Below are 20,714 nucleotides of genomic sequence, written 5' to 3'. Positions count from 1 at the left end.
TCTCCTCGCGCGGGCGGATGGGGCTCGCAAGCTCACTCCTCGCGCTCACCGGTCACATCCGCCCATGACGGGGTCCAGCGAGGCGCCGCCGGCGATCACGTCGGCGATCAGGCCACCCTCGGCCATCGCCGGCAGGGCCTGGAGGTTGACGAAACTCGGCTCCCGGTAGTGCACCCGGTACGGCCGGGTCCCGCCGTCGGAGACCGCGTGCACGCCAAGCTCGCCGCGCGGCGACTCGACCGCGACGTACACCTGACCCGGCGGCACCCGGAAGCCCTCCGTCACCAGCTTGAAGTGGTGGATCAGGGACTCCATCGACTGGCCCATGATCTTCGCGACGTGCTCCAGCGAGTTGCCCATGCCGTCGACGCCGATGGCCAGCTGCGCCGGCCAGGCGATCTTCTTGTCGGCCACCATCACCGGCCCGGGCTTGAGCCGGTCCAGCGCCTGCTCGACAAGCTTCAACGACTCGCGGATCTCGGCCAGCCGGACCAGGTAGCGGCCCCAGACGTCGCCGTCGGGGTGGGTCGGCACGTCGAACTCGTACGTCTCGTAGCCGCAGTACGGCATGGTCTTGCGCAGGTCCCACGCCAGGCCGGCGGAACGGAGCACCGGGCCGGTGACGCCGAGCGCCAGGCAGCCGGTCACGTCGAGCACCGCCACGTTCTGCGTCCGCTCCAGCCAGATCGGCTGGCCGGAGAGCAGGTTCTCGTACTCCTTGAGACGCTTCGGCATGAGCGTGAGGAAGTCGCGGATCTTGACGATCGCCTCGTCCGGCACGTCCTGGGCGACGCCGCCCGGCCGGACGTACGCGTGGTTCATCCGCAGCCCGGTGATCAGCTCGAAGATCTCCAGGATGTACTCGCGCTCCCGGAAGCCGTAGAGCATCATGTTGATCGCGCCGAGCTCCATCGCCGTGGTGGCCACCCAGACCAGGTGCGAGGAGATCCGGTTCAGCTCCATCATGAGCACCCGGATGGTGGTGGCCCGCTCGGTGATCTGCTCCTCGATACCGAGCAGCTTCTCGACGGCCAGCGAGTACGCCGTCTCGTTGAAGATCGGCGAGAGGTAGTCCATCCGGGTCACGAAGGTCGAACCCTGGACCCAGTTGCGGTACTCCAGGTTCTTCTCGATGCCGGTGTGCAGGTAGCCGACGACCGAGCGGGCCTCCCGGACCGTCTCGCCCTCCAGCTCCAGGATCAGCCGGAGCACGCCGTGCGTGGACGGGTGCTGCGGGCCCATGTTGACGACGATGCGACCCTCGTTGATCGGGTCGACCCCCGACACCACGTCGTCCCAGTCCCCGCCGGTGACGTTGAAGACGCGGCCCTCAGTGGTCTCGCGTTCGGTGGCGTAGTTGGACGTCATTGGTAAGACCTCCGCTTGTCGGGCGGCGGGATCTCGGCGCCCTTGTACTCCACGGGCACACCGCCGAGGGGGTAGTCCTTGCGCTGCGGGTGACCCTCCCAGTCGTCCGGCATGAGGATCCGGGTCAGCGCCGGGTGGCCGTCGAAGATGACGCCGAACATGTCGTACGTCTCCCGCTCCTGCCAGTCGGCGGTCGGGTAGACCGCGGTGACGCTGGGCAGGTGCGGTTCCTCGGCGCTGACGGCGGCCTCCAGCCGGACCTGCCGCCGGTACGTCATCGAGGTGAGCTGGTAGACGACGTGCAGTCGGCGGTCGTCGGCACCCAGGTAGTCCACGCCGGACACCGACGAGCACAGCTCGAAGCGCAGCGCCGGATCGTCCCGCATCACCTGGCAGACCTCGGCGATCCGCTCGGGGCGGATGTGCAGGGTCAGCTCGCCCCGGTCGACCACCACCTTCTCGATCGCCTCGCCGAACGCCGGGTACGCCTCCTCCAGCGCGTCCCGGACCTCGTCGAAGTAGCCGCCGTACGGCCGCGGTGAATCCTCGACCGTGCGGTGCTGCCGGACCAGTCCGCCGAATCCGGAGACGTCGCCACTGCCCTGGTTGCCGAACATGCCCCGGCCGGCCGGCGCGGCCGGCGGGAACTCGGCCGGCGCGCCACTCGTCGCTCCGGCCGGTGTCACCGGGACCGGCACGCCGCCGGTGCTGGGCTTGTCGTCAGTCACTTGATCCCCCGGTACGGCTGGAGGTGGTTCTGGGCCTTCATCCAGTTCTCGATCCGCAGTTGCTCCTCGCGGCCCTCGCGGACGGCCTTCGTCCACTCCGCCCGCCGGGCCTTGTCGCTGCGGTACGACGACGGCATCGAGCCGTACGGCACCACCGGCACGTCACCGCGTGCCTCGCGGGCGGCGAGCATCTTGCGACCGTTCGGGCCGAGTGGCTCGTGGCCGATCTTCTCGCGCAGCTTGAGGATCGCGTCGATCAGCATCTCCGGCCGGGGTGGGCAGCCCGGGAGGTACATGTCGACCGGTACGACGTGGTCGACGCCCTGCACGATGGCGTAGTTGTTGAACATGCCGCCGCTGCTGGCGCAGACGCCCATGGAGAGCACCCAGCGGGGCTCGGCCATCTGGTCGTAGATCTGGCGCAGCACCGGGGCCATCTTCTGGCTCACCCGGCCGGCGACGATCATCAGGTCCGCCTGCCGGGGCGAGGCCCGGAAGACCTCCATGCCCCAGCGGCCCATGTCGTAGTGCGGACCACCGGCGGCCATCATCTCGATCGCGCAGCAGGCCAGGCCGAACGTGGCGCCCCAGACCGACGACTTGCGCGACCAGTTGACCAGCTTCTCCACCGAGGTGAGCAGGACGCCGGCGGGGAGTTTCTCCTCGATACCCATAGCGGTTCCTCCCTCAGTCCCAGTCCAGGCCGCCGCGTCGCCACTCGTAGGCGTACGCGACGAAGACGGCACCGATGAACACCAACATGGCGACGAACCCGAAGACCGGCAGGATGTCGAAGGAGACAGCCCACGGGTACAGGAAGATCATCTCCACGTCGAAGACGATGAAGAGCATCGCCGTCAGGTAGAACTTGACCGGAAACCGGCTACCGCCGATCGGCTGCGGGCTAGGCTCGATCCCACACTCGTAGGCTTCCAGCTTGGCCTTGTTGTAGCGGTGGGGGCCGGCGAACCGGGCGGCGGCTATCGAGAACAGCGCGAAACCCGCGGCGAGGGCGAACAGCCCGATGATGGGTACGTAAGGCGAGAGCGACATTTCTTCTCCTGCTCGTCCTTCCCTGCCCTCGGTGGTTGGCGAAATTCACACTATTCACATCCCACCCCGCGCCCTTCGGCGGGGGTGGACCTTGCCTGCTCCGCGCCCCTACACGGCGGGCGCGACCCGGGTCATCGCATTGATCACCCGGTCCATCGCGTCACCGCCACGCGGGTCGGTGAGGTTGGCCAGCAGCTTGAGCACGAAGCGCATCAGCGTGGGATGGGGCATGCCGTGCTTCGTCGCGACGCGCATGATCTCCGGCCGACCGATCAACTTCACGAAGATCCCGCCCAGCCGGTAGTAGCCGCCGAACCGGGTCTTCAACTCCTGCGGGTACGCCATCAGGGCCCGCTCCCGCTCCGCGCCGGCCGGCCGGGCGAGCGCCTGGACCGCGACCTCCGCGGCCAGCTCGCCGGACTCCATGGCGTACGCGATGCCCTCGCCGTTGAACGGGTTGACCATGCCGCCGGAGTCGCCGACGAGCATGACCCCCCGGGTGTAGTGCGGCACCCGGTTGAACCCCATCGGCAGGGCGGCACCGAGGATCGAGCCCTCGGCGTTGGTCTCGTCGGTCATCCCCCACTCCGGCGGCGTGTTGGCCAGCCAGTCGGTGAGCAGCCGCCGGTAGTTCGTCTTGCCGAAGGCGGAGGACGAATTGAGGATGCCGAGCCCCACGTTGACCCGGCCGTCACCGAGACCGAAGATCCAGCCGTACCCGGGCAGCAGTTCGTTCGTGCCCTTGGCCCGCAGTTCCAGCCAGGACTCCAGGTAGTCGTCGTCGTGACGGGCCGCGGAGCGGTAGTAGCGCCGGACGGCGACACCGATCGGGCGGTCCTCCCGTTTGGCCAGCCCGAGGGCGAGCGGGAACCGCCCCGAGACGCCGTCCGCGGCCACCACCAGCGGGGCGTGGAAGGTGACGGGGGCCTTGTCCGGCCCGTCCTCGCCCTGCACCCCGATCACCCGGCCGTCGCCGTCGAGCACCGGGCCGATGACGTTCACGCTGGTCCGCAGCTTGGCTCCGGCCGACACCGCGCGCTGGGCGAGCAGGTCGTCGAAGTCGAGTCGGGTGCGCACCAGGCCGTAGTTCGGGAAGCTGGCCAGATCCGGCCAGTCCAGCTCCAGCCGGACACCGCCGCCGATCACCCGCAGGCCACGGTTGTGCAGCCAGCCGGCCTCCGGTGAGGTGTCCACCCCCATCCGGATCAACTGCCGCGTCGCGCGCGGGGTCAGCCCGTCGCCGCAGACCTTCTCCCGGGGGAACTCGGTCTTCTCCAGCAGCAGCACGCGTACGCCGTGCCGAGCCAGGTGGTACGCGGTCGCCGAACCACCGGGACCGGCGCCCACGACGATCACGTCGGCGTCGTTCTCCACCGCGGTCATTAGCGCCTCCTCCCCGCCCTGCTCGTGAAATGCTTCACAAGCCAGCGGGGTCGAGTCTATGACCGGCGCCGTACGCTCGCCTTGTTAGGTTGGCCTAACCTGCTGGAAACGATCTGGGGGCCGGCAACCCCTCAGGGCCGGGCCGGGCCGGCGCCGTCCAGGCCGGCCCGGATGGTCTCCGGCAACTGCTCGCGCAGGGTGCCACCGGCGGCCCGGTCCAGGGCCGCGAGCACCTCGGTCACCACCTGGCGGACGTCGGCGGGATCCGCGCCGGCCAGACCCCTGAGCTGTTCGACCAGCTCCGCGGCATCCCCGATGGCCACGTTCTTCGGATCCGTCATGCCGGCCAGCCTAAGCGGCAAAGCCGACATAATCGCCTTATTCCCCTAAATGACAGTGCTGCTGCCGCGTCGACCCGAGCTGGGGACCGGGCTCACGTCCACGAGGGCGACGCGGCGAGTGCCGGGCTCAGATGCGCACCGCGCGGTGCAGCGCCACCACGCCGCCGGTCAGGTTGCGCCACGCCACCCGACCCCAGCCCGCGGCGGCCACCCGCGCCGCCAGCGTCGGCTGGTCCGGCCAGGCCCGGATCGACTCGGCGAGATAGACGTACGCGTCGGGGTTGCTGGCGACCGTCCGGGCCACGGCCGGCAGCGAGCGCATCAGGTACGACAGGTAGATGGTGCGGAACGCGGGATTGACCGGGGTGCTGAACTCGCAGATCACCAGCCGGCCCCCCGGACGGGTCACCCGGGCCAGCTCGGCCAGGGCGGCGTCGGTGTCGTTGACGTTGCGCAACGCGAAGGAGATGGTCACCGCGTCGAAGCTGGCGTCGGCGAAGGGCAGCCGCAGGGCGTCCCCGGCCAGCAACGGCACCTGCGGACGGGTGCGCTTGCCGGCGTGCAGCATGCCGAGGGACAGGTCGGCACCGACCGCGTACGCCCCGGAGTGGGCGAGTTCCTCGGTGGAGACACCGGTGCCCGCGCCGACGTCCAGCACCCGGTCGCCCGGTCGCAGGTCGAGCGCCGCCCGGGTGGCCCGCCGCCAGAACCGGTCCTGGCCGAAGGAGAGGACGGTGTTGGTCAGGTCGTAACGGGCCGCGACACCGTCGAACATCGCGGCGACCTCGTGCGGCTGCTTGTCCAGGCTGGCGCGCTGGCCCTGCGGGGTACGGCTCACCCCTCCACTCTGCCAGCCCGGCGGGCGACGGCCCGGACAGGGTCGAGGCGACACAGTGAGGGCGGGATGGTCACCCATCCCGCCCTCACTGCCGTGCGTTATGTGAACGGCCCGCGCGGGCCGATAGAGGACGAACCTCAGGCGTTCGTCTTCTCGTCACCCGGGGTCACCAGGACCACCCGGCGACGGCGGGCAACCAGGAACATGGCCACACCGGCGGCCAGCACACCCGCGCCGACGCCACCGATCAGACCGACCTGCACACCGGTGACCGGCAGGCCGCCACCGTCACCGTTGTCGCCACCACCGGAGCCACCCTTGGCGGCCACGACCACCGCGAAGTCGTCGGTGTTGTCGCTCGGGTCGACGTCGTTGCCCGCGACGCCCGTGGCGTTCTCCGGCAGGGCCGAGGTGGGGGCGGACCGGAGGATGCTGGGGGACTCCTGCACCGACAGCGAGTCGATGGTGACCTTGCCACCGGTCAGGCTGCTCGGCTTCACACCGTCGGCGACCTTCACCAGGTTGTAGAAGCGGGCGCCGGAGTAGAGGTCGTCACCGTCGGTGTCCTGCGCGGCCGGAATGAGGACGGCCTTGTCGTACTCGCAGGTCAGCGAGGTCATCGCGGCGTTGTAGGTGCAGTCCGGCTCCTTCTCCGCGAAGGTCGCGCCCTTGGGCAGCTGCACCTCGATGCGCAGACCGCGGGCGGCCAGGTCACCCTGGTTGAAGGCGCCGTAGATGAGCTGGCCGGTGTTGCCCGCGTACAGGTCGCCGACCTCGGTGATCGTGCCACCCTCGACCTTGACGGCCTTGCGGACGTCGTCGGCGACGACGGTCAGGTCCGGCCCGGTGCCCTCGACCTTGACGTCCACGGTCACCACGTTGTCGGACTCGTCCGGGTCCTCGCCGCCGTGCAGGATCACGGCGGTGATGGAGCCGGCCGGACCGACCTCCTTGCCCTTGCGGGTCAACGGGAAGAACCAGTCGACGTCCTCGCCGGCACGGATGGTGTCACCCTCGATGCCACAGAGGATCCAGCCGTCCTCGCGCGGGTTGCAGCCGCTCTCGTCGATGTCGACGAGGTCGGTCTTCAGCTTGCTGATGTCGAGGGCGACGAGCACGTTCTTGGCGTCGACCTTGCTCTTGTTCAGCAGCGAGACGCTGGCGTCCTTGCCCGGCGCACCGACCGCGATCGTGGTGCCGGTCGCCTTGATGGCGAGGTCCGCGCTGTCGTCCGCCAGAGCCGGGGCGGCGAAGGCGCCGGCCGCGAGGACGCCGGCGGCACCGGCTCCCAGGTACGCGGCAGCCCGGTTACGGAAAATCATGAAGGTGTCTCCCCGTGGGGTGAAGGAAGCGTACGGGCGGGGACGTTAGCGGTCAGCGATCACCCGCGCCACCCTGGATCACACCCGTCACAAGCTGCTCAGCTAATGGCAACTTAAGGATTGTCCGGATTGATGGGTCTTGCTACCTGGTCGCGCCCCGGCACCTGGCCGTGACGGCCCGGCGCTTCGAACCGGACGGATGATCCACGCGAGCCGTTCGGCTGACAACCGATCGTGCCACCCCTGTCACCCAGCGCCCGAAACCCAGCGACACATAGTGATCTCTCGCCCCGCTGCCCCCACCGGATCGAGGGCCCGGGATGCCGCAACTCGCGCCCTCCCGCCGCCGCGAAGACCCGAGACACCGCAACTCGCGGTACGCCGCTGCACGGGGGCGAGCCGGGATGCCGCAACTCGGGTCTCACGGCAGCGGCGTGCGAGGTCCAGGTCGCCGACCGGCGTTCGATTCGTTGGTCGGTGTGGGGCGTCGGTCAGCGTGCGTCGACCAGGGGCAGCGAACGGCCGGCACCGCCGCCGGGCAGGGCGATCGACGAGAAGTGCGAGACCACCCGGTCGTCGCTCGGGTCGTCGTCGGGCGTGTGGTGCACGGCCAGTCTGTTGTAGAGCGTGTCGCGCTGGGCCGGGATCCGGTCGGCGGAACGGATCATCCCGATCAGCTCGTGCAGGTTGGACCGGTGCCGGGCACCCGCCGAGGAGATGACGTTCTCCTCCAACATGATCGACCCGAGGTCGTCGACCCCCATGTGCAGCGCCAGTTGGCCGACGTCCTTGCCGGTGGTCAACCAGGACGCCTGCAGGTGCGGCACGGTCTCGAAGAACAGCCGGGACACCGCCACCAGCCGCAGGTATTCCAGGGTCGTCGCCTGGGTGCGGCCCTTGAGGTGGTTGTTCTCCGGCTGGTACGTCCACGGGATGAAGGCTCGGAAGCCGCGCGTCCGGTCCTGCACGTCGCGGATCATCCGCAGGTGCTCGATCCGCTCGGCGGCCGTCTCGCCGGTACCCATCATCATCGTCGCGGTCGACTCGACGCCCTGCCGGTGCGCCAGCTCCATGACCTCCAGCCAGCGCTCGCCCGACTCCTTCAGCGGCGCGATCGCCGTGCGGGGACGTCGCGGCAGCATCTCGGCGCCGGCACCGGCGATCGAGTCGAGCCCCGCGGCCTTGATCCGGGCGATCGCCTCGTCCAGGCTCACCCCGGAGACCTTCGCCATGTGCAGGATCTCGCTCGGCCCGATCGAGTGGATCGCGAGCTGCGGGTACGCCTGCTTGACCGAGGAGAACAGTTCCTCGTAGTACTCCACGCCGTAGTCCGGGTGGTGCCCGCCCTGGAGCATGACCTGGGTGGCGCCCAGCTCGACCGCCTCGCCGCAGCGACGCAGGATCTCCTCGGTCGGGTGGGTCCACCCCTCCTTGTGCTTCGGCGCCCGATAGAAGGCACAGAACTTGCACGCCGTCACGCAGACGTTCGTGTAGTTGATGTTGCGGTCGATCAGGTACGTGACGATGTTGTCCGGGTACCGCCGCCGACGGACCGCGTCCGCCGCCTCGCCGAGGGCGTGGAAGGGGGCGTCGGTGTAGAGCAGCAGGGCCTCCTCGGGCGTGATCCGCCCGCCGTCGGCACCGCGCTGCAGGATGTCGTCGATCTCCCGGTTCACCGTCACGCCCCCGAGCGTACGCCGACCAGCCGGTCAGCTCTCAGCGGCGCACTTCACCTGTGATCCATCCCCTGTCCGGCATGCCGTCCTCGCGCACGGAGTGCGGTGCTCAGGCGGCCCCCGGGCTGGCCACCGGAAGCCCGATGCTCTTGGCCGCGTCCAGCAGTCGACGGTCGTACGTCACGAAGGCGACGAAGTCGGCGCCCGCCTGCTGGGCCAGGATCTCCGCCGTGGCCAGGTGGATGGCATTGAGAGTGCGCAGCAGCGGCTCCTGGTAGGCGGCGGCAGTGGCCCGGACGGTGGCGTCGATCTCGACCCGGTAGAGCCGGGACAGCACGGTCGGTACCCCCACCAGCGCCTGCGGGGCGGCGCGGCGTAATGCCCGGGACACCTCCACCTCGGCCAGGACCGACGAGACGAGCGACGCCGAGCTGCGGTCGTTCAACCAGCTGACGAGTTCCTCGGTCCCTGGCTCCCGGCGGAGCAGCTTGATGACGGCTGCCGAGTCGAGGTAGATCACCAGCGTTCCTCGTCCCGCGAGGCGGCGAGGACCGCTGCCGCGTCCACCGTGGGATCACCGAGGACGGGGGGCAGGGGCAGAGGTCCGGTGGACGCCGGCGCGATAGCGCGCCCCTCTGCCACCAACCGGCCCAGCAGGGCGTCACCTGCCACCACGGGAACCAGCCGAGCGATCGGTTCGCCCCGGTCGGTCACCTCGACCGTCTCCCCGGCGCGCACCCGCGCCAGCACCTTGCTCGTGTGCTGGTTCAGCTCCCGCACTGCGATCTGCTCCACGGGAATGAGTGTAGAACGAAACGTTCTACACGTCACGCGTCGTAGTCGATGGTGAGGGTGTCGGTGAGCGGGCTGGACTGGCAGGTCAGTACGTAGCCGGCGGTCACCTCGTCGGGCTCCAGGGCGTAGTTGCGGGCCATCTCGACCTCGCCGGAGACGACCTTCGCCCGGCAGGTCGAGCAGACCCCGCCCTTGCAGGCGTACGGCAGCTCGCCGCGGACCTTCAGCGCCGCGTCCAACACCCGTTCGTCGCGGCGCATGGTGAAGCTCGACGAACGTCCGTCGAGCGTGATCGTCACATCGGTGCCGCCGGACGCGTCGTCGCTGCGGCGCACCGGCTCGGGCGGCGCGTCGACGTGGAACAGCTCGGTGTGCACCGCCGACTCCGCGACACCCCGCTCGGTCAGCACCGCACGAGCATCGACCACCAGCCCGTACGGGCCGCAGAGGAACCACTCCTCGATCGCCTCACCGGGCACGATGGTCTCCAGCAGCCGGCCCAGCCGCTCCGCGTCGATCCGGCCCGACAGCAGCGGCGAGTCGCCCTGCTCGCGGGAGAGCACGTGCACCAGGTGCAGCCGGGTCGGGTAGCGGTCCTTCAGGTCGGCAAGCTCCTCGGCGAACATCACGCTGCCGGCGGTGCGGTTGCCGTACACCAGCGTGAAGGTGCTGGCCGGTTCGACGGCCAGGGCGGTGGCGACCAGCGACAGCACCGGGGTGATGCCCGAGCCGGCGACCACCGCGCCGTAGCGGCGGACCCGGTCCGGTGCGAAGGCCGTGGTGAAGTGCCCCAGCGGCGGCAACACCTCGATGCTGTCGCCGTGCCGCAGCGCCCCGCAGGCGTAGCCGGAGAAGGCCCCACCCGGGATCTCCCGCACGCCGATCCGCAACCGTCCGTGCCGGGCCAGCTCCGCCGGGGTGGAGCAGATCGAGTACGAACGGCGCACGTCGCCGCCGCCGTCACCGTCCGCGGCGACGGCCGGCAGGCGTACGGTCAGGTGCTGGCCGGCGCGGAACGCGAAGGTCTCGCGCAGTTCCGCCGGTACCGCGAAGGTGATCGCGACGGCATCGGCGGTGAGCCGGTCCACGGCGACGACGGGCAGCGGGTGGAACGCCGGTCGGCGACGGACCGGGCGCTTGATGGTGACAGTCACAGGGCCTTCACCTGGTCGAAGGGTTCGGAGCAGGAGCGGCAGCGCCACAGCGCCTTGCACGCGGTGGAGCCGAACCGGCTGAGCTGCTCGGTCTCCGGCGAGCCGCAGCGTGGGCAGCGCACCGTCAGGGTGAGCGGAACCACGCCGTCGCGCCGGACCGGAGCGGGCGGGGCGATGCCGGCGGCGGCCAGCTTGGCCCGCCCGGCGTCGCTGATCCAGTCGGTGCTCCAGGCCGGGCTGTGCACCGTACGCACCTCGGCGTCCGGATGACCGGCGGCGGCCAACGCACGTCGGATGTCGGCGCGGATGACGTCCATCGCGGGGCAGCCGGTGTAGGTGGGAGTGATCGTCACCACCACCCGACCGGTGGCCGGGTCCTCCAGCACCGACCGCAGGATGCCGAGATCGTCGATGGTGACCACGCGGATCTCCGGATCCACCACCGCCGCCACCGCCTCCCGTGCCCGGCTCATCGGCTCACCAGCGGGCCCCGGGATGGGCGCGGTGCAGCACCTGCATCTCCGCGAGCAGGTACGACAGGTGTTCGGTGTGCACGCCGTCGCGCCCGCCGGCCGGCGTCCAGGCGACCTCCGGGACGGTGAGGGTCGCCTCGGCGAGCACGGCGGTCACCGTGTCGTCGAACTCGGGCCGCAGGGTCGCCGGGTCGACCGGCGCGTCCGGCCAGGGCCTGAACAGCTCGTCGGCGTACGGCCAGATCTCGTCGACACCGGCCTGCATCCGCCGGTGTGACTCCTCGGTCCCGTCGCCGAGCCGCCGTACCCACAGCGCCGCGTGATCCAGGTGGTAGGCGGACTCCTTGCGGGCCTTGGCCCCGACGGCGGCCAGCCGCTCGTCCGGGCAGGCGGCCAGGGCGGTGTAGAGCGGAACCTGGTAGGCCGCCAGCACGAGCAGCTTCGCCATGGTCACCGCGAAGTCACCGTTGGGCAGCTCGACCAGCAGGCAGTTGCGGAACTCCCGGTCGTCGCGCAGGTACGCCAACGCGTCCTCGTCCCGGCCGGCACCCTCCAGCTCGCCCGCGTACGACAGCAGGAGGCGGGCGGCACCGAGCTGGTCCAGGGCGATGTTGGCCAGCGCGATGTCCTCCTCCATCTCCGGTGCCCGGGTGGTCCACTCGGCCAACCGCTGCGCCGCGATGAGCGCGTCGTCGCCGAGGGCGAGGGTGAAGTCCACGCTCACAGGGCCTTCTCCGTTCGCGACTGCGGGGCTCGCAGACCCGGCTCACTCCTCGCGCTCACAGGTGCGCCACCCCGTCTGGGACCTCGTAGAAGGTGGGGTGGCGGTAGACCTTGTCGGCGGCCGGGTCGAAGAACGCGTCCTTCTCGTCGGGGCTGGACGCGGTGATGGCGCTCGCCGGCACCACCCAGATCGACACCCCCTCCTGACGTCGGGTGTAGAGGTCACGGGCGTTGCGCAGGGCCAGTTCCGCGTCGGGCGCGTGCAGGCTGCCGACGTGGGTGTGCGCCAGCCCGCGCCGGGCCCGGACGAAGACCTCCCAGAGTGGGGTGTGTTGCCGGCTCACGCTGCCACCTTCTCCTTCTCCGCACGCTTGGCGGCGTACGCCGTGGCCGCCTCACGCACCCAGGCACCCTCGCGGTGGGCGCGGCGCCGGTGCTCCATCCGCTGCCGGTTGCACGGCCCGTTGCCGTTGATCACCTGCATCAGCTCGTCGTAGTCCGGCTGGGTGAAGTCGTACGCCTGGCGCTCGTCGTTCCAGCGCAGCTCCGGGTCGGGAATGTGTAGCCCGAGCGCCTCGGCCTGACCGACGCACATGTCCACGAAGCGCTGGCGCAACTCGTCGTTGGAGAACCGCTTGATCTTCCAGGCCATCGACTGCGCGGAGTGGGTGGAGTCGCCGTCGGGCGGGCCGAACATCGCCAGCGACGGGTACCACCAGCGATCCACGGAGTCCTGGGCCATCGCCTTCTGCGCCGGGGTGCCGTGCGCCAGCGTGTGCAGGATCTCGTAACCCTGGCGCTGGTGGAAGGACTCCTCCTTGCAGACCCGGATCATGGCGCGGGCGTACGGGCCGTAGGAGCAGCGGCACAGCGGCACCTGGTTGACGATCGCGGCGCCGTCCACGAGCCAGCCGATCGCCCCGACGTCGGCCCAGCTCAGGGTGGGGTAGTTGAAGATCGAGCTGTACTTCTGCCGACCGCTGAGCAGCAGGTCGACCAGCTCGTCCCGGCTGACGCCGAGGGTCTCGGCGGCGGCGTAGAGGTAGAGGCCGTGACCGGCCTCGTCCTGCACCTTGGCCAGCAGGATCGCCTTGCGCTTCAGCGACGGTGCGCGGCTGATCCAGTTGCCCTCCGGCTGCATGCCAATGATCTCGGAGTGGGCGTGCTGCGCGATCTGCCGGATCAACGTGCGCCGGTACGCCTCCGGCATCCAGTCGCGGGGCTCGATCTTCTGGTCGGCGTCGACGACCTCGGCGAAGTAGGCGGCCAGGTCGCCACCCGGCTCGGCGGCGCCACGGTCGCGTGCCGCGGCCGCGCGCAACGCCGCCTCCGCCGCCTCGACCTCACCGAGCAGCCCGCCGGGCGGGTCCTCGCCCGGGAAGTCATTGCCATACATGCCCCCAGTGTTACAGCTAGGGGTTGAATAAGCCAGGGGGTGTCATACAAATTCAGGACTGCCCACCGTTACCTCCCGGTCGCCATCGGTGGCGCGGGAAACTATGAGTTGGGTCACGAATCAGCGACAAATCCTCGCAACGACCGCATAGCGGTTCGTTATCCCGCCTTCACGGCGAGTCGCCAGGTGTCGAGTCCTGGCATAACGCCGATCCGCACGTAGACTTCCCCCGTCACACCGATCGGCTGACGACGATCGCCAGCTCAGGCCGCTTCCCCCGGCCCAGGTGATCCGCACCGGTCAGTCCTGGCAGCAAGCCGGTCCCCCCGGCCCTGACATCTGGAGCTCACCCGCTCATGCGACCTCGCGTGACCATGGTGTTCGCCGCGACGGCGGTACTGCTCGGCGGCGTCATGCTGGTGCCGGCCGCCTACGCCCGACTCTCGGCCGGCGAGGCGGAGGCCAGCCCGGAGAGCGTCGCCGCGCCCGCACCCGCGCCACCGCCGCCGCCGACCCTCGCCGCCGGCAAGGTCTCGGTGAACTTCAAGGGCGAGTTCTTCTCCTGGGCGCTGCTGGACCGGGAGACCGACCAGCTCGCCGGCTCCAAGAACATGGCCGCGACCAGCTCGACCGAGTCGATGCTCAAGGCCTGGATCGTCGCCGACTACCTGCGCCAACTCGGCGACAAGGAGCTATCGGCGTCGATGAAGAAGGCGGCCAGCCGGGCCATCCGGGACAGCAACGACGACGCGGCCAACCAGGTCTACTTCGCTGCGGGCGGGTCCTACCGCCTGCCGGCCAAGGGGCAGCCCGGCGCGGTGGTCAAGCGGGCGATCAAGCTGTGCGGCCTGACCGACACCAAGCCCGGCAAGGTCAAGGGCTACGAGGGCTGGTGGAGCTTCACCGAGATGTCCCCGCGCGACGCGGTACGGCTCGGCGACTGCATCGCCGACGGCACCGCCGCCGGACCCAAGTGGACGGAATGGCTGCTCACCGAGATGAGCAAGGTTCGCGGCAGCACCGCCGCCAAGGACCAGAAGCCCCGGGAGGGCGGCGGCCGGTGGGGCATCGTCGACGGCCTGCCGGAGTCGATCGCCAGTCAGGGCCCGGTCAGCATAAAGAACGGCTGGACCATCCTCAACTACGACGGCAACTGGCACGTCAACTGCCTGGCCGTGACCGAGAAGTGGAGCCTCGCGGTGATGCTGCGCTACCCCCGGCAGAGCGGGCTCGACTACGGGTCGGACGTCTGCGCCAGCGTCGCGAGCCAGTTGGTGACGCCGCAGCCCGGCGGTGCCCTGAAGGTGCCGCAGCAGCCGATCGGGAAGCTCTGATGGCCGGCCGCAGCCGCGGCGAGACATCGCCGCTCCGGCTGATCGCGATCGCGACAGTGCTGATCGGGCTGGTCCTGGTCTCGCTGCGCCTGCTACCCGGATCGCCCTTCGAGTCCACGGCCGCCGCCCAGTGGGGCCAGGGCGAGTCACCGGCGGCCCGGGACGGTGCACTGACCGACCGCAGCGTACGACCGTCGCCGTCGCCAAGCCCTTCACCGGAGCCCGAGCCGCTGCCGTTCGAGGCCAAGGAGATCGACCTGGACATCGACGGCTGGTACGCGTGGAGCGTGCTGGACCGCCGGTCCGGCGAGATCATCGGCTCGGAGAACATGGCCGAGACCAGCACCACCGCCTCGCTGATCAAGGCCTGGATCGTCGCCGACTACCTGCGCCGTACCGCTGACGCCGGGCAGACCCCGAGCGACGGGAAGCTGGACGACCTGACCCGGATCATCCGGGACAGCGACAACACCCGCACCGAGCAGCTCTACACCCAGATCGGCAGGTCCGCCTCGATCAAGCGGCTGCTGTCCACCTGCGACCTGACCGACAGCAAGGTGTCCAGCGATCTCGGCTGGAGCCGTACCGAACTCTCCCCCCGGGACACCGCCCGCCTCGGCAACTGCATCGCCGAGGGCACCGCAGCCGGCCCGAAGTGGACGAAGTGGCTGCTCGGCGAGATGCGCCAGGTACGCGGTGCCGGCGACTTCGGCATCCGCAAGGCGTTCCCGGCCGCCGAGGCGAAGAAGATCGCCATCAAGAACGGCTGGGTCGACCGCACCCGCGAGCAGGAGATCCACGTCAACTGCCTGGCGATCGGCGACACCTGGACCATGGGCGTGATGCTCCAGTACCCGATCAACAAGGGCTACGAGTACGGCATGAAGAACTGCGAGAAGATCACCGAAGCCCTCCTCACCACCAGCCCGTGAGCCCGTCGCACCCGCCGGTCAGCGGGTGAAGAAGGTGGGGCCGGTGGGGGGCAGGGGCGGGGTCTCGCCGTGGGCGGCGGTGAGGCGGGCGAACTCGCGGATGCCGGCGATCTGGCGCTCGCCGAGGGAGAAGTCCAGGGTACGGAAGTAGTCGGCGAGCGTGCTGGCGTCGAACGGCTCCCATCGGGCCGCCGACTCGGCAACCTGGTCCAACTCGGCCAGGCACAGGTCGCGCGAGCGGAGGAACGCCTCGTGCACCTCCTTGACCAGGCCGGGATGGGCGGCGGCGAAGTCACGGCGGGCCGCCCAGACGGCGAAGACCATCGGCAGTCCGGTCCACTCCCGCCACGCCTGACCCAGGTCGGTCACGGTCAACCCCTGTCCGGGTGCCTCGTACATCGCCCGCAGCGCCACGTCGCCGATCAGCACCGCGGCGTCGGCCTCCAACAGCATCTGGGTCAGGTCCGGCGGGCACCGGAAGTACTCCGGACAAACCCCGTACCGCTCGCGCAGCAGCAACTGGGCGAGCAGCACGCCGGTCCGCGAGGTGGAGCCCAGCGCCACCCGGGCGCGGTCGAGGTCCGCCAGTGGCCGGGTGCTCACCAGGTTGACCGACAGCACCGGTCCGTCGCTGCCCACCGCCAGGTCGGGCAGGAGTAGCAGCTCGTCGGCGTGCCGCAGGTACTCGACCAAGGTGATCGGCCCGATGTCCAGGTCACCGGCGACGAGTTGGGCGCTGAGCCGGTCCGGCGAGTCCTTGCGCAGGTCGACGTCGAGCAGGGCGCCGGAGCGCATCAGCCCCCAGTAGATGGGCAGGCAGTTGAGGAACTGGATGTGCCCGACGCGGGGGCGGGCAAGGCGCTCGACCATGCCCCGACCGTATCCCCGCCGCCGGTGACCTGCTCAGGCGGACGTCACGGAAGTGGCCAACCCCGCATCCGCCGGTGTCGGGATCTGCCGGACGCGGTAGCGCTCAGCCCGGACCGCGCGGCGGACGGGCACCACGAAGCCGAGCAGCACCAGCACTCCAGCCACCCCGCAGCCGACGATCAGCGGGCGCGGTTCGGTCAGCTCCAGCAGCAGGCCACCGAGCAGGTACCCGACCATCGCCGCGCCCTGCACCGAGGCACCCACGGCGGCGAAGGCCCGCCCGCGCGCCGCCTCGGGTACCCGCCGCGCCACCACCAGGTTGTGGAAGACGTTGTCGCCGCCGTTGCAGAGGCCGCCGAGCAGCCAGAGCGGCACCAGCAGCGCAGCGGTGGGGACCGCCACCGAGAGCAGCACCGCCAGGCAGCAGCCGCCGAGCAGCAACAGGCCGCCCTGGACCAGGGCGCCGTCGTCGGCGAGCCGGCCGGCAACCCGGGCGAAGATCCACGCACCGCAGAGCACCCCGAGCGTCCAGGCGCCCGTCACCAGCCCATAGGTGGAGGCCGAAGCGCCAAGGGTCTCGCGTACGTAGAAGACCTCGATGACGTTTATCGCGCCGATGGCCGCTATGACGCCGGCCAGGGTGGCCACCATCGCCACCAGCAGCGGGTCCCGCCGCAGCCGCCAGCCACCGGCCAGCTCCGCGTCCGTGGCATCCACGCCCACCGAGGGGCCATCGCCGGTCGCTGTCACGCGCCGCGCGCCGCCTCTGCGGGTCCGGACGAGCAGGCCGGCGACGACGAGCGCCAGGTAGCCGACCGCGGCGATCAGCAGTGGTACCTGGGTGCCGAAACCGCCCACCAGGAACCCGGCCAGGGCCGGCCCGGTCAGGACGCCGAGCATGCCGGCGGTCTGGTTGAGGGCTGTCGCCCTGGGCAGGTCCGTGGCGCGCACCATCGCGGGCACCAGGGCGGCGAGCACCGGTTGGGCGACGGCGAGACCGCAGGCGAGCAGCGCGACCAGACCCACGACCAGCAACGGGTGCCCGGTGTACGCCAGCGCGAGGCAGATCGCCGACTGGGCCAGCCCGGCACCGACCAGCAGCGCCCGGCTGTCCACCCGATCGGCGAGCCGCCCGGTCAGCGGGGCGAGCGCCACGAGCGGCAGGGTCGCCGCCAACAGCATGCCGGCGACGGCACTGCCGCCCGCCCCGGAGGTCTGCAGGCTCAGCGTCAGGGTCGTGGCCGTGAGGAACTGCCCGCAGGTGGCGAAGCCACGGGCGGAGGTGGCCAGGGCGACGTCCGCCCACCGCGATTCGCCAGATATGAAGGACACACTTCGAAAATAATGCTTCACATCTGGTGGGCGCAAGCGCGTTCAGGCCAGCGGCAGCGCCCGGTACTGGACAGCCACCCGACGCGCACCCGGCGGCGGATCGGTCCGGGTGCGTTTGCGGTAGGGCTGGAGCAGGGCCGTCACGGCCTCGTTCAATTCCGCCAACTCCTCGGCGGTGAGCAGTAGCAACGACTCGCTGAGAATCGCGCTGCGATACCACTCCTCGGACTCGTCCCGAGCCCGGCGCAGCCAGTCCCGGCTGCGCTCCAGTTCCCGGGCCAGAAAGACCTCGACCAGGGTCTGCTCGGCATCGCGTACCGACGGGTCGGCGTCCCGGCCGGCGTCGATGGTCCACTGCTGGACCGCGGCACGCCACAGCCGCTCGCGGGCGTCCCCCCGGCTCGGCGCCTGCTCCACCAGGCCGAACTTGGCAAGTGCCCGCAGGTGGTAGCTGGTCGCACTCGGCGACAGGCCCACCACCTCGGCGCACTCGGTGGCGGTCATCGCGCCCTCGGTCGTCGCCAGGTGTTCCATGATCGCGAGCCGGGCCGGGTGGGCGAGCGCCCGCAGCGTCTGCGGGTCGCTGATCGTCACCCAGGGCGGCTCGGAGTGCGCCTGCGTCATGCCCCCATGATCCCCGGTCGGAGGGAAAACCGGTTGTCCACGGCATTCCCGGGAGTAGGCTGTTCGTTCCGCCTGACGGCCGCGGTGAGTAGCACCGCAGCGGACGTCCCCGCGCCGACCCACGAGTCGGAAACGCGAGCGGCAGCCTTCTTCCCGTGTCGAGGAGCCCGTGGATGAGCCTGCACGCCCAAGAAACGCCCCAACCGCCCGCGCTCGACGACGAACTGGCCGCCGAACGGGCGCATCTGACCCGCTCGCGGGCGGCGCTGCACCGGATGCGGGAACGCGCCGAGGCACTCTTCGCCACCGGCGACAAGGTGGCCGGAGACGCGTACACCGCCGAACAGCTCGGCCGGCACCTGGCCCGGCGGGTCGCCGAACTGGCCGACGACCCGCGCACCCCGCTCTTCTTCGGCCGACTCGACTTCGGCGACGCAAATGCCGAACACGCCGGCCGCCGCTACCACGTCGGCCGCCGGCACGTCACCGACGAGCAGGGTGAACCGCTGGTGCTGGACTGGCGGGCACCGATTTCCCGCACGTTCTACCGGGCCAGTGCCCGCGATCCGCAGGGCCTGGCGGTACGCCGCCGGTTCGGGTTCGGCGACGGGAAGCTGACCAGCTTCGAGGACGAGCACCTCGACCGGGGCGAGGAACTCGGCACGGCCAGCCGGATCCTCACCGCCGAGATCGAACGTCCCCGGGTCGGGCCGATGCGCGACATCGTCGCCACCATCCAACCCGAGCAGGACGAACTCGTCCGGGCCGACCTGGCCGACTCGATCTGCGTGCAGGGCGCCCCGGGCACCGGCAAGACCGCCGTCGGCCTGCACCGGGCGGCGTACCTGCTCTACCTGCACCGGGAGCGGCTGCGCCGGTCGAAGGTGCTGGTCGTGGGGCCGAACCGGGCCTTCCTCGGCTACATCGCGGCGGTGCTGCCCGCGCTCGGTGAGGTCGAGGTGGAGCAGGCCACCGTGGAGGACCTGGTCACCCGGGTGCCGGTCCGCGCGGCGGACCCGCCGGTGGTGGCCACGCTCAAGCACGACGCCCGGATGGCCGAGGTGCTGCGCCGGGCCGTCGACGCGTACGTCGGCGAGCCGGCGGAGCCGGTGCTCGTCTCCGACGGCTCGTTCCGCTGGCGGATCGGGCTGGAGCCGCTGCACCGGCTGGTCCAGGACACCCGCGCGGAGCGACTGCCGTACGCCGTCGGGCGGGACCGGGTCCGGGCCCGGGTGGTCGGACTGCTGCAACGGCAGGCCGAGGCCCGGCGGGCGGAATCACCCGGCGACGCGTGGCTGCGCCGGATGAGCCGGTCGAAGCCGGTCACCGGATTCCTGGACGCCGTCTGGCCGGCGCTCACCCCGGACGGCCTGCTGCACGCGCTGTACACCGACCCGGACCGGCTCGCCCAGGCCGCTGACGGTCTGCTCACGCCGGACGAGCAACGCCTGCTCACCCACCCGGCACCCGGGACCGGGCGCGCCACCGGCACCGGGCGGGGACGGACGGCGAAGGCGACCCGCTGGACGGCCGCCGACGCGGTGCTGATCGACGAGGCGGCCGGACTGCTGGAACGGCCGGGCGGCTACGGCCATGTCGTGGTGGACGAGGCCCAGGACCTCTCCCCGATGCAGTGCCGGGTCATCGCCCGGCGCAGCGAGCACGGCTCGCTCACGCTCCTCGGCGACCTGGCGCAGGCGACCGCGCCGTGGGCGGCCAGCGACTGGCGGGAGAGCCTGCGCCACCTGGGCAAGCCGGACGCGACGGTGGTGCCGTTGACCATCGGGTTCCGGGTGCCCGCCGCCGTGCTCTCCTTCGCCAACCGGCTGCTACCGGCGCTGGCCGTCGACGTGCCGCCGGCCGAGTCGCTGCGCAACGACGGCGCGCTCGAGGTGCGTACCGTCAGCGATCTCGCGGCCGCGACGGTGGCCGAGGTGCGGGCGGCGCTCGCGTTCGAGGGGTCGATCGCGGTGATCGCCGCCGACGACGCCGTGGACGGGCTGCGGGCGGCGCTGGCCGAGGCGGGGGTGCAAACCGCGACCCCCGACGAACCGGCCACCGGCGCGCGCGTCACGGTGATGCCCGCCACCCTGGTCAAGGGCCTGGAGTACGACCACGTCATCGCGGTCGAACCGGCCGCCATCGCGACCGCCGAGCCACGCGGCCTGAACCGGCTGTACGTGGTGCTCACCCGGGCGGTGTCCCGGCTGTCCGTGCTGCACGCCGCGCCGCTACCCGCCCCGCTCGGCTGACTCCCGACCTGGCGGGACCGGGTCGCCGGTTCAGTTGACGTTCCCCCGGTTTCCACCCCGAACCGCGGCGCACCGGTGCCACCATGCCGAGAAGGGCGACCGGTCGGTGGTCGCCGCGGG

The 20,714-nt window shown here is 70.9% G+C and carries 22 protein-coding genes; 3 read left to right on the top strand and 19 right to left on the bottom strand.

Annotated elements, in window-relative coordinates; genetic code table 11:
- Positions 1-45 precede the first annotated feature (45 nt).
- The 16 genes from O7597_RS13455 to paaA all read right to left on the bottom strand — a co-directional run bounded on the left by O7597_RS13455 (position 46) and on the right by paaA (position 13,250).
- Entirely contained in the window at positions 46-1,368 is a 1,323-nt protein-coding gene (locus O7597_RS13455) for an NADH-quinone oxidoreductase subunit D (protein WP_269740261.1), read from the bottom strand.
- Complete coding sequence (locus tag O7597_RS13450) at positions 1,365-2,096, bottom strand: NADH-quinone oxidoreductase subunit C (protein ID WP_269740262.1); 732 nt, start codon at positions 2,094-2,096, stop codon at positions 1,365-1,367. Before O7597_RS13450 ends, O7597_RS13455 begins: the two co-directional genes overlap by 4 nt.
- Positions 2,093-2,770, bottom strand: coding sequence for an NADH-quinone oxidoreductase subunit B (locus O7597_RS13445; RefSeq protein ID WP_119578786.1), 678 nt, complete (start codon positions 2,768-2,770; stop codon positions 2,093-2,095). Before O7597_RS13445 ends, O7597_RS13450 begins: the two co-directional genes overlap by 4 nt.
- A 13-nt stretch (positions 2,771-2,783) precedes the next feature.
- The gene (locus tag O7597_RS13440) at positions 2,784-3,149 is read right to left on the bottom strand and encodes an NADH-quinone oxidoreductase subunit A (protein WP_093404019.1); all 366 of its coding nucleotides are present in this window, start codon (positions 3,147-3,149) and stop codon (positions 2,784-2,786) included.
- 108 nt (positions 3,150-3,257) lie between these two features.
- Positions 3,258-4,532 (bottom strand): geranylgeranyl reductase family protein, encoded by a 1,275-nt coding sequence (locus tag O7597_RS13435; protein WP_281582881.1) that lies wholly within the window; start codon positions 4,530-4,532, stop codon positions 3,258-3,260.
- 131 nt (positions 4,533-4,663) lie between these two features.
- Positions 4,664-4,873 carry a hypothetical protein gene (locus O7597_RS13430; protein ID WP_269740264.1) on the bottom strand — a complete coding sequence of 70 codons (210 nt, stop codon included), beginning with the start codon at positions 4,871-4,873 and terminating at the stop codon, positions 4,664-4,666.
- A 127-nt stretch (positions 4,874-5,000) separates the two neighbouring features.
- On the bottom strand, positions 5,001-5,711 hold the full coding sequence (locus O7597_RS13425; protein ID WP_269740265.1) for a demethylmenaquinone methyltransferase: 711 nt from the start codon (positions 5,709-5,711) through the stop codon (positions 5,001-5,003).
- A 137-nt stretch (positions 5,712-5,848) separates the two neighbouring features.
- The gene (locus O7597_RS13420; protein WP_269740266.1) at positions 5,849-7,033 is read right to left on the bottom strand and encodes a cell wall anchor protein; all 1,185 of its coding nucleotides are present in this window, start codon (positions 7,031-7,033) and stop codon (positions 5,849-5,851) included.
- A 491-nt stretch (positions 7,034-7,524) separates the two neighbouring features.
- On the bottom strand, positions 7,525-8,715 hold the full coding sequence (gene mqnC / locus O7597_RS13415) for a cyclic dehypoxanthinyl futalosine synthase (RefSeq protein ID WP_269740267.1): 1,191 nt from the start codon (positions 8,713-8,715) through the stop codon (positions 7,525-7,527).
- Between the two features lie 103 nt (positions 8,716-8,818).
- Entirely contained in the window at positions 8,819-9,229 is a 411-nt protein-coding gene (locus tag O7597_RS13410) for a type II toxin-antitoxin system VapC family toxin (RefSeq protein WP_281582880.1), read from the bottom strand.
- On the bottom strand, positions 9,226-9,504 hold the full coding sequence (locus O7597_RS13405) for a type II toxin-antitoxin system prevent-host-death family antitoxin (protein ID WP_269740269.1): 279 nt from the start codon (positions 9,502-9,504) through the stop codon (positions 9,226-9,228). The genes O7597_RS13410 and O7597_RS13405 overlap by 4 nt, the downstream gene beginning before the upstream one ends.
- A gap of 32 nt (positions 9,505-9,536) precedes the next feature.
- Positions 9,537-10,658 carry a 1,2-phenylacetyl-CoA epoxidase subunit PaaE gene (gene paaE / locus O7597_RS13400; RefSeq protein ID WP_281582879.1) on the bottom strand — a complete coding sequence of 374 codons (1,122 nt, stop codon included), beginning with the start codon at positions 10,656-10,658 and terminating at the stop codon, positions 9,537-9,539.
- On the bottom strand, positions 10,655-11,131 hold the full coding sequence (gene paaD / locus O7597_RS13395) for a 1,2-phenylacetyl-CoA epoxidase subunit PaaD (protein ID WP_269740271.1): 477 nt from the start codon (positions 11,129-11,131) through the stop codon (positions 10,655-10,657). Before paaD ends, paaE begins: the two co-directional genes overlap by 4 nt.
- A gap of 4 nt (positions 11,132-11,135) precedes the next feature.
- On the bottom strand, positions 11,136-11,855 hold the full coding sequence (gene paaC, locus O7597_RS13390; RefSeq protein ID WP_281582878.1) for a 1,2-phenylacetyl-CoA epoxidase subunit PaaC: 720 nt from the start codon (positions 11,853-11,855) through the stop codon (positions 11,136-11,138).
- A 55-nt stretch (positions 11,856-11,910) separates the two neighbouring features.
- A complete protein-coding gene (paaB, locus tag O7597_RS13385) occupies positions 11,911-12,198 on the bottom strand; it encodes a 1,2-phenylacetyl-CoA epoxidase subunit PaaB (RefSeq protein ID WP_093404003.1) in 288 nt (95 codons plus the stop codon).
- The gene (gene paaA / locus O7597_RS13380) at positions 12,195-13,250 is read right to left on the bottom strand and encodes a 1,2-phenylacetyl-CoA epoxidase subunit PaaA (protein ID WP_269740273.1); all 1,056 of its coding nucleotides are present in this window, start codon (positions 13,248-13,250) and stop codon (positions 12,195-12,197) included. The genes paaB and paaA overlap by 4 nt, the downstream gene beginning before the upstream one ends.
- A 356-nt stretch (positions 13,251-13,606) precedes the next feature.
- Here paaA and O7597_RS13375 point away from each other — a divergent pair, with 356 nt between their 5' ends.
- Together O7597_RS13375 and O7597_RS13370 are read left to right on the top strand one after the other, a co-directional pair.
- Positions 13,607-14,584: a hypothetical protein gene (locus tag O7597_RS13375; protein ID WP_281582877.1), complete on the top strand. Its 978-nt coding sequence runs from the start codon at positions 13,607-13,609 to the stop codon at positions 14,582-14,584.
- Complete coding sequence (locus tag O7597_RS13370; protein WP_281582876.1) at positions 14,584-15,516, top strand: serine hydrolase; 933 nt, start codon at positions 14,584-14,586, stop codon at positions 15,514-15,516. The genes O7597_RS13375 and O7597_RS13370 overlap by 1 nt, the downstream gene beginning before the upstream one ends.
- Before the next feature lie 18 nt (positions 15,517-15,534).
- Here O7597_RS13370 and O7597_RS13365 read toward each other — a convergent pair whose 3' ends face one another.
- Genes O7597_RS13365 through O7597_RS13355 form a run of 3 tightly spaced genes read right to left on the bottom strand, consistent with a single transcriptional unit; the run spans position 15,535 to position 18,342 of the window.
- Positions 15,535-16,386 carry a menaquinone biosynthesis protein gene (locus O7597_RS13365; RefSeq protein ID WP_281582875.1) on the bottom strand — a complete coding sequence of 284 codons (852 nt, stop codon included), beginning with the start codon at positions 16,384-16,386 and terminating at the stop codon, positions 15,535-15,537.
- A 33-nt stretch (positions 16,387-16,419) separates the two neighbouring features.
- Positions 16,420-17,718: an MFS transporter gene (locus O7597_RS13360; protein WP_281582874.1), complete on the bottom strand. Its 1,299-nt coding sequence runs from the start codon at positions 17,716-17,718 to the stop codon at positions 16,420-16,422.
- 42 nt (positions 17,719-17,760) lie between these two features.
- A complete protein-coding gene (locus O7597_RS13355) occupies positions 17,761-18,342 on the bottom strand; it encodes a metalloregulator ArsR/SmtB family transcription factor (RefSeq protein ID WP_281582873.1) in 582 nt (193 codons plus the stop codon).
- 173 nt (positions 18,343-18,515) lie between these two features.
- On the opposite strand from O7597_RS13355, the gene O7597_RS13350 reads away from it, so the two are divergent.
- A complete protein-coding gene (locus O7597_RS13350) occupies positions 18,516-20,594 on the top strand; it encodes an AAA family ATPase (RefSeq protein ID WP_281582872.1) in 2,079 nt (692 codons plus the stop codon).
- Positions 20,595-20,714 lie beyond the last annotated feature (120 nt).

Origin of the sequence: Verrucosispora sp. WMMC514, from assembly GCF_027497295.1 — a bacterium.
GTDB classification, from domain to species: Bacteria; Actinomycetota; Actinomycetes; order Mycobacteriales; family Micromonosporaceae; genus Micromonospora; species Micromonospora palythoicola.
Note: the sequence above shows the minus strand (reverse complement) of the source record. Positions and strands in the feature narration are given on the sequence as shown.

Excerpts from the sequence above, each read along its gene's own strand:
- O7597_RS13455 (WP_269740261.1), bottom strand. The coding sequence starts at position 1,368 with ATGACGTCCAACTACGCCACCGAACGCGAGACCACTGAGGGCCGCGTC.
- O7597_RS13445 (WP_119578786.1), bottom strand. The coding sequence starts at position 2,770 with ATGGGTATCGAGGAGAAACTCCCCGCCGGCGTCCTGCTCACCTCGGTG.
- O7597_RS13440 (WP_093404019.1), bottom strand. The coding sequence starts at position 3,149 with ATGTCGCTCTCGCCTTACGTACCCATCATCGGGCTGTTCGCCCTCGCC.
- O7597_RS13435 (WP_281582881.1), bottom strand. The coding sequence starts at position 4,532 with ATGACCGCGGTGGAGAACGACGCCGACGTGATCGTCGTGGGCGCCGGT.
- O7597_RS13430 (WP_269740264.1), bottom strand. The coding sequence starts at position 4,873 with ATGACGGATCCGAAGAACGTGGCCATCGGGGATGCCGCGGAGCTGGTC.
- O7597_RS13420 (WP_269740266.1), bottom strand. The coding sequence starts at position 7,033 with ATGATTTTCCGTAACCGGGCTGCCGCGTACCTGGGAGCCGGTGCCGCC.
- paaD (WP_269740271.1), bottom strand. The coding sequence starts at position 11,131 with ATGAGCCGGGCACGGGAGGCGGTGGCGGCGGTGGTGGATCCGGAGATC.
- paaA (WP_269740273.1), bottom strand. The coding sequence starts at position 13,250 with ATGTATGGCAATGACTTCCCGGGCGAGGACCCGCCCGGCGGGCTGCTC.
- O7597_RS13375 (WP_281582877.1), top strand. The coding sequence starts at position 13,607 with ATGCGACCTCGCGTGACCATGGTGTTCGCCGCGACGGCGGTACTGCTC.
- O7597_RS13370 (WP_281582876.1), top strand. The coding sequence starts at position 14,584 with ATGGCCGGCCGCAGCCGCGGCGAGACATCGCCGCTCCGGCTGATCGCG.
- O7597_RS13365 (WP_281582875.1), bottom strand. The coding sequence starts at position 16,386 with ATGGTCGAGCGCCTTGCCCGCCCCCGCGTCGGGCACATCCAGTTCCTC.
- O7597_RS13355 (WP_281582873.1), bottom strand. The coding sequence starts at position 18,342 with ATGACGCAGGCGCACTCCGAGCCGCCCTGGGTGACGATCAGCGACCCG.
- O7597_RS13350 (WP_281582872.1), top strand. The coding sequence starts at position 18,516 with ATGAGCCTGCACGCCCAAGAAACGCCCCAACCGCCCGCGCTCGACGAC.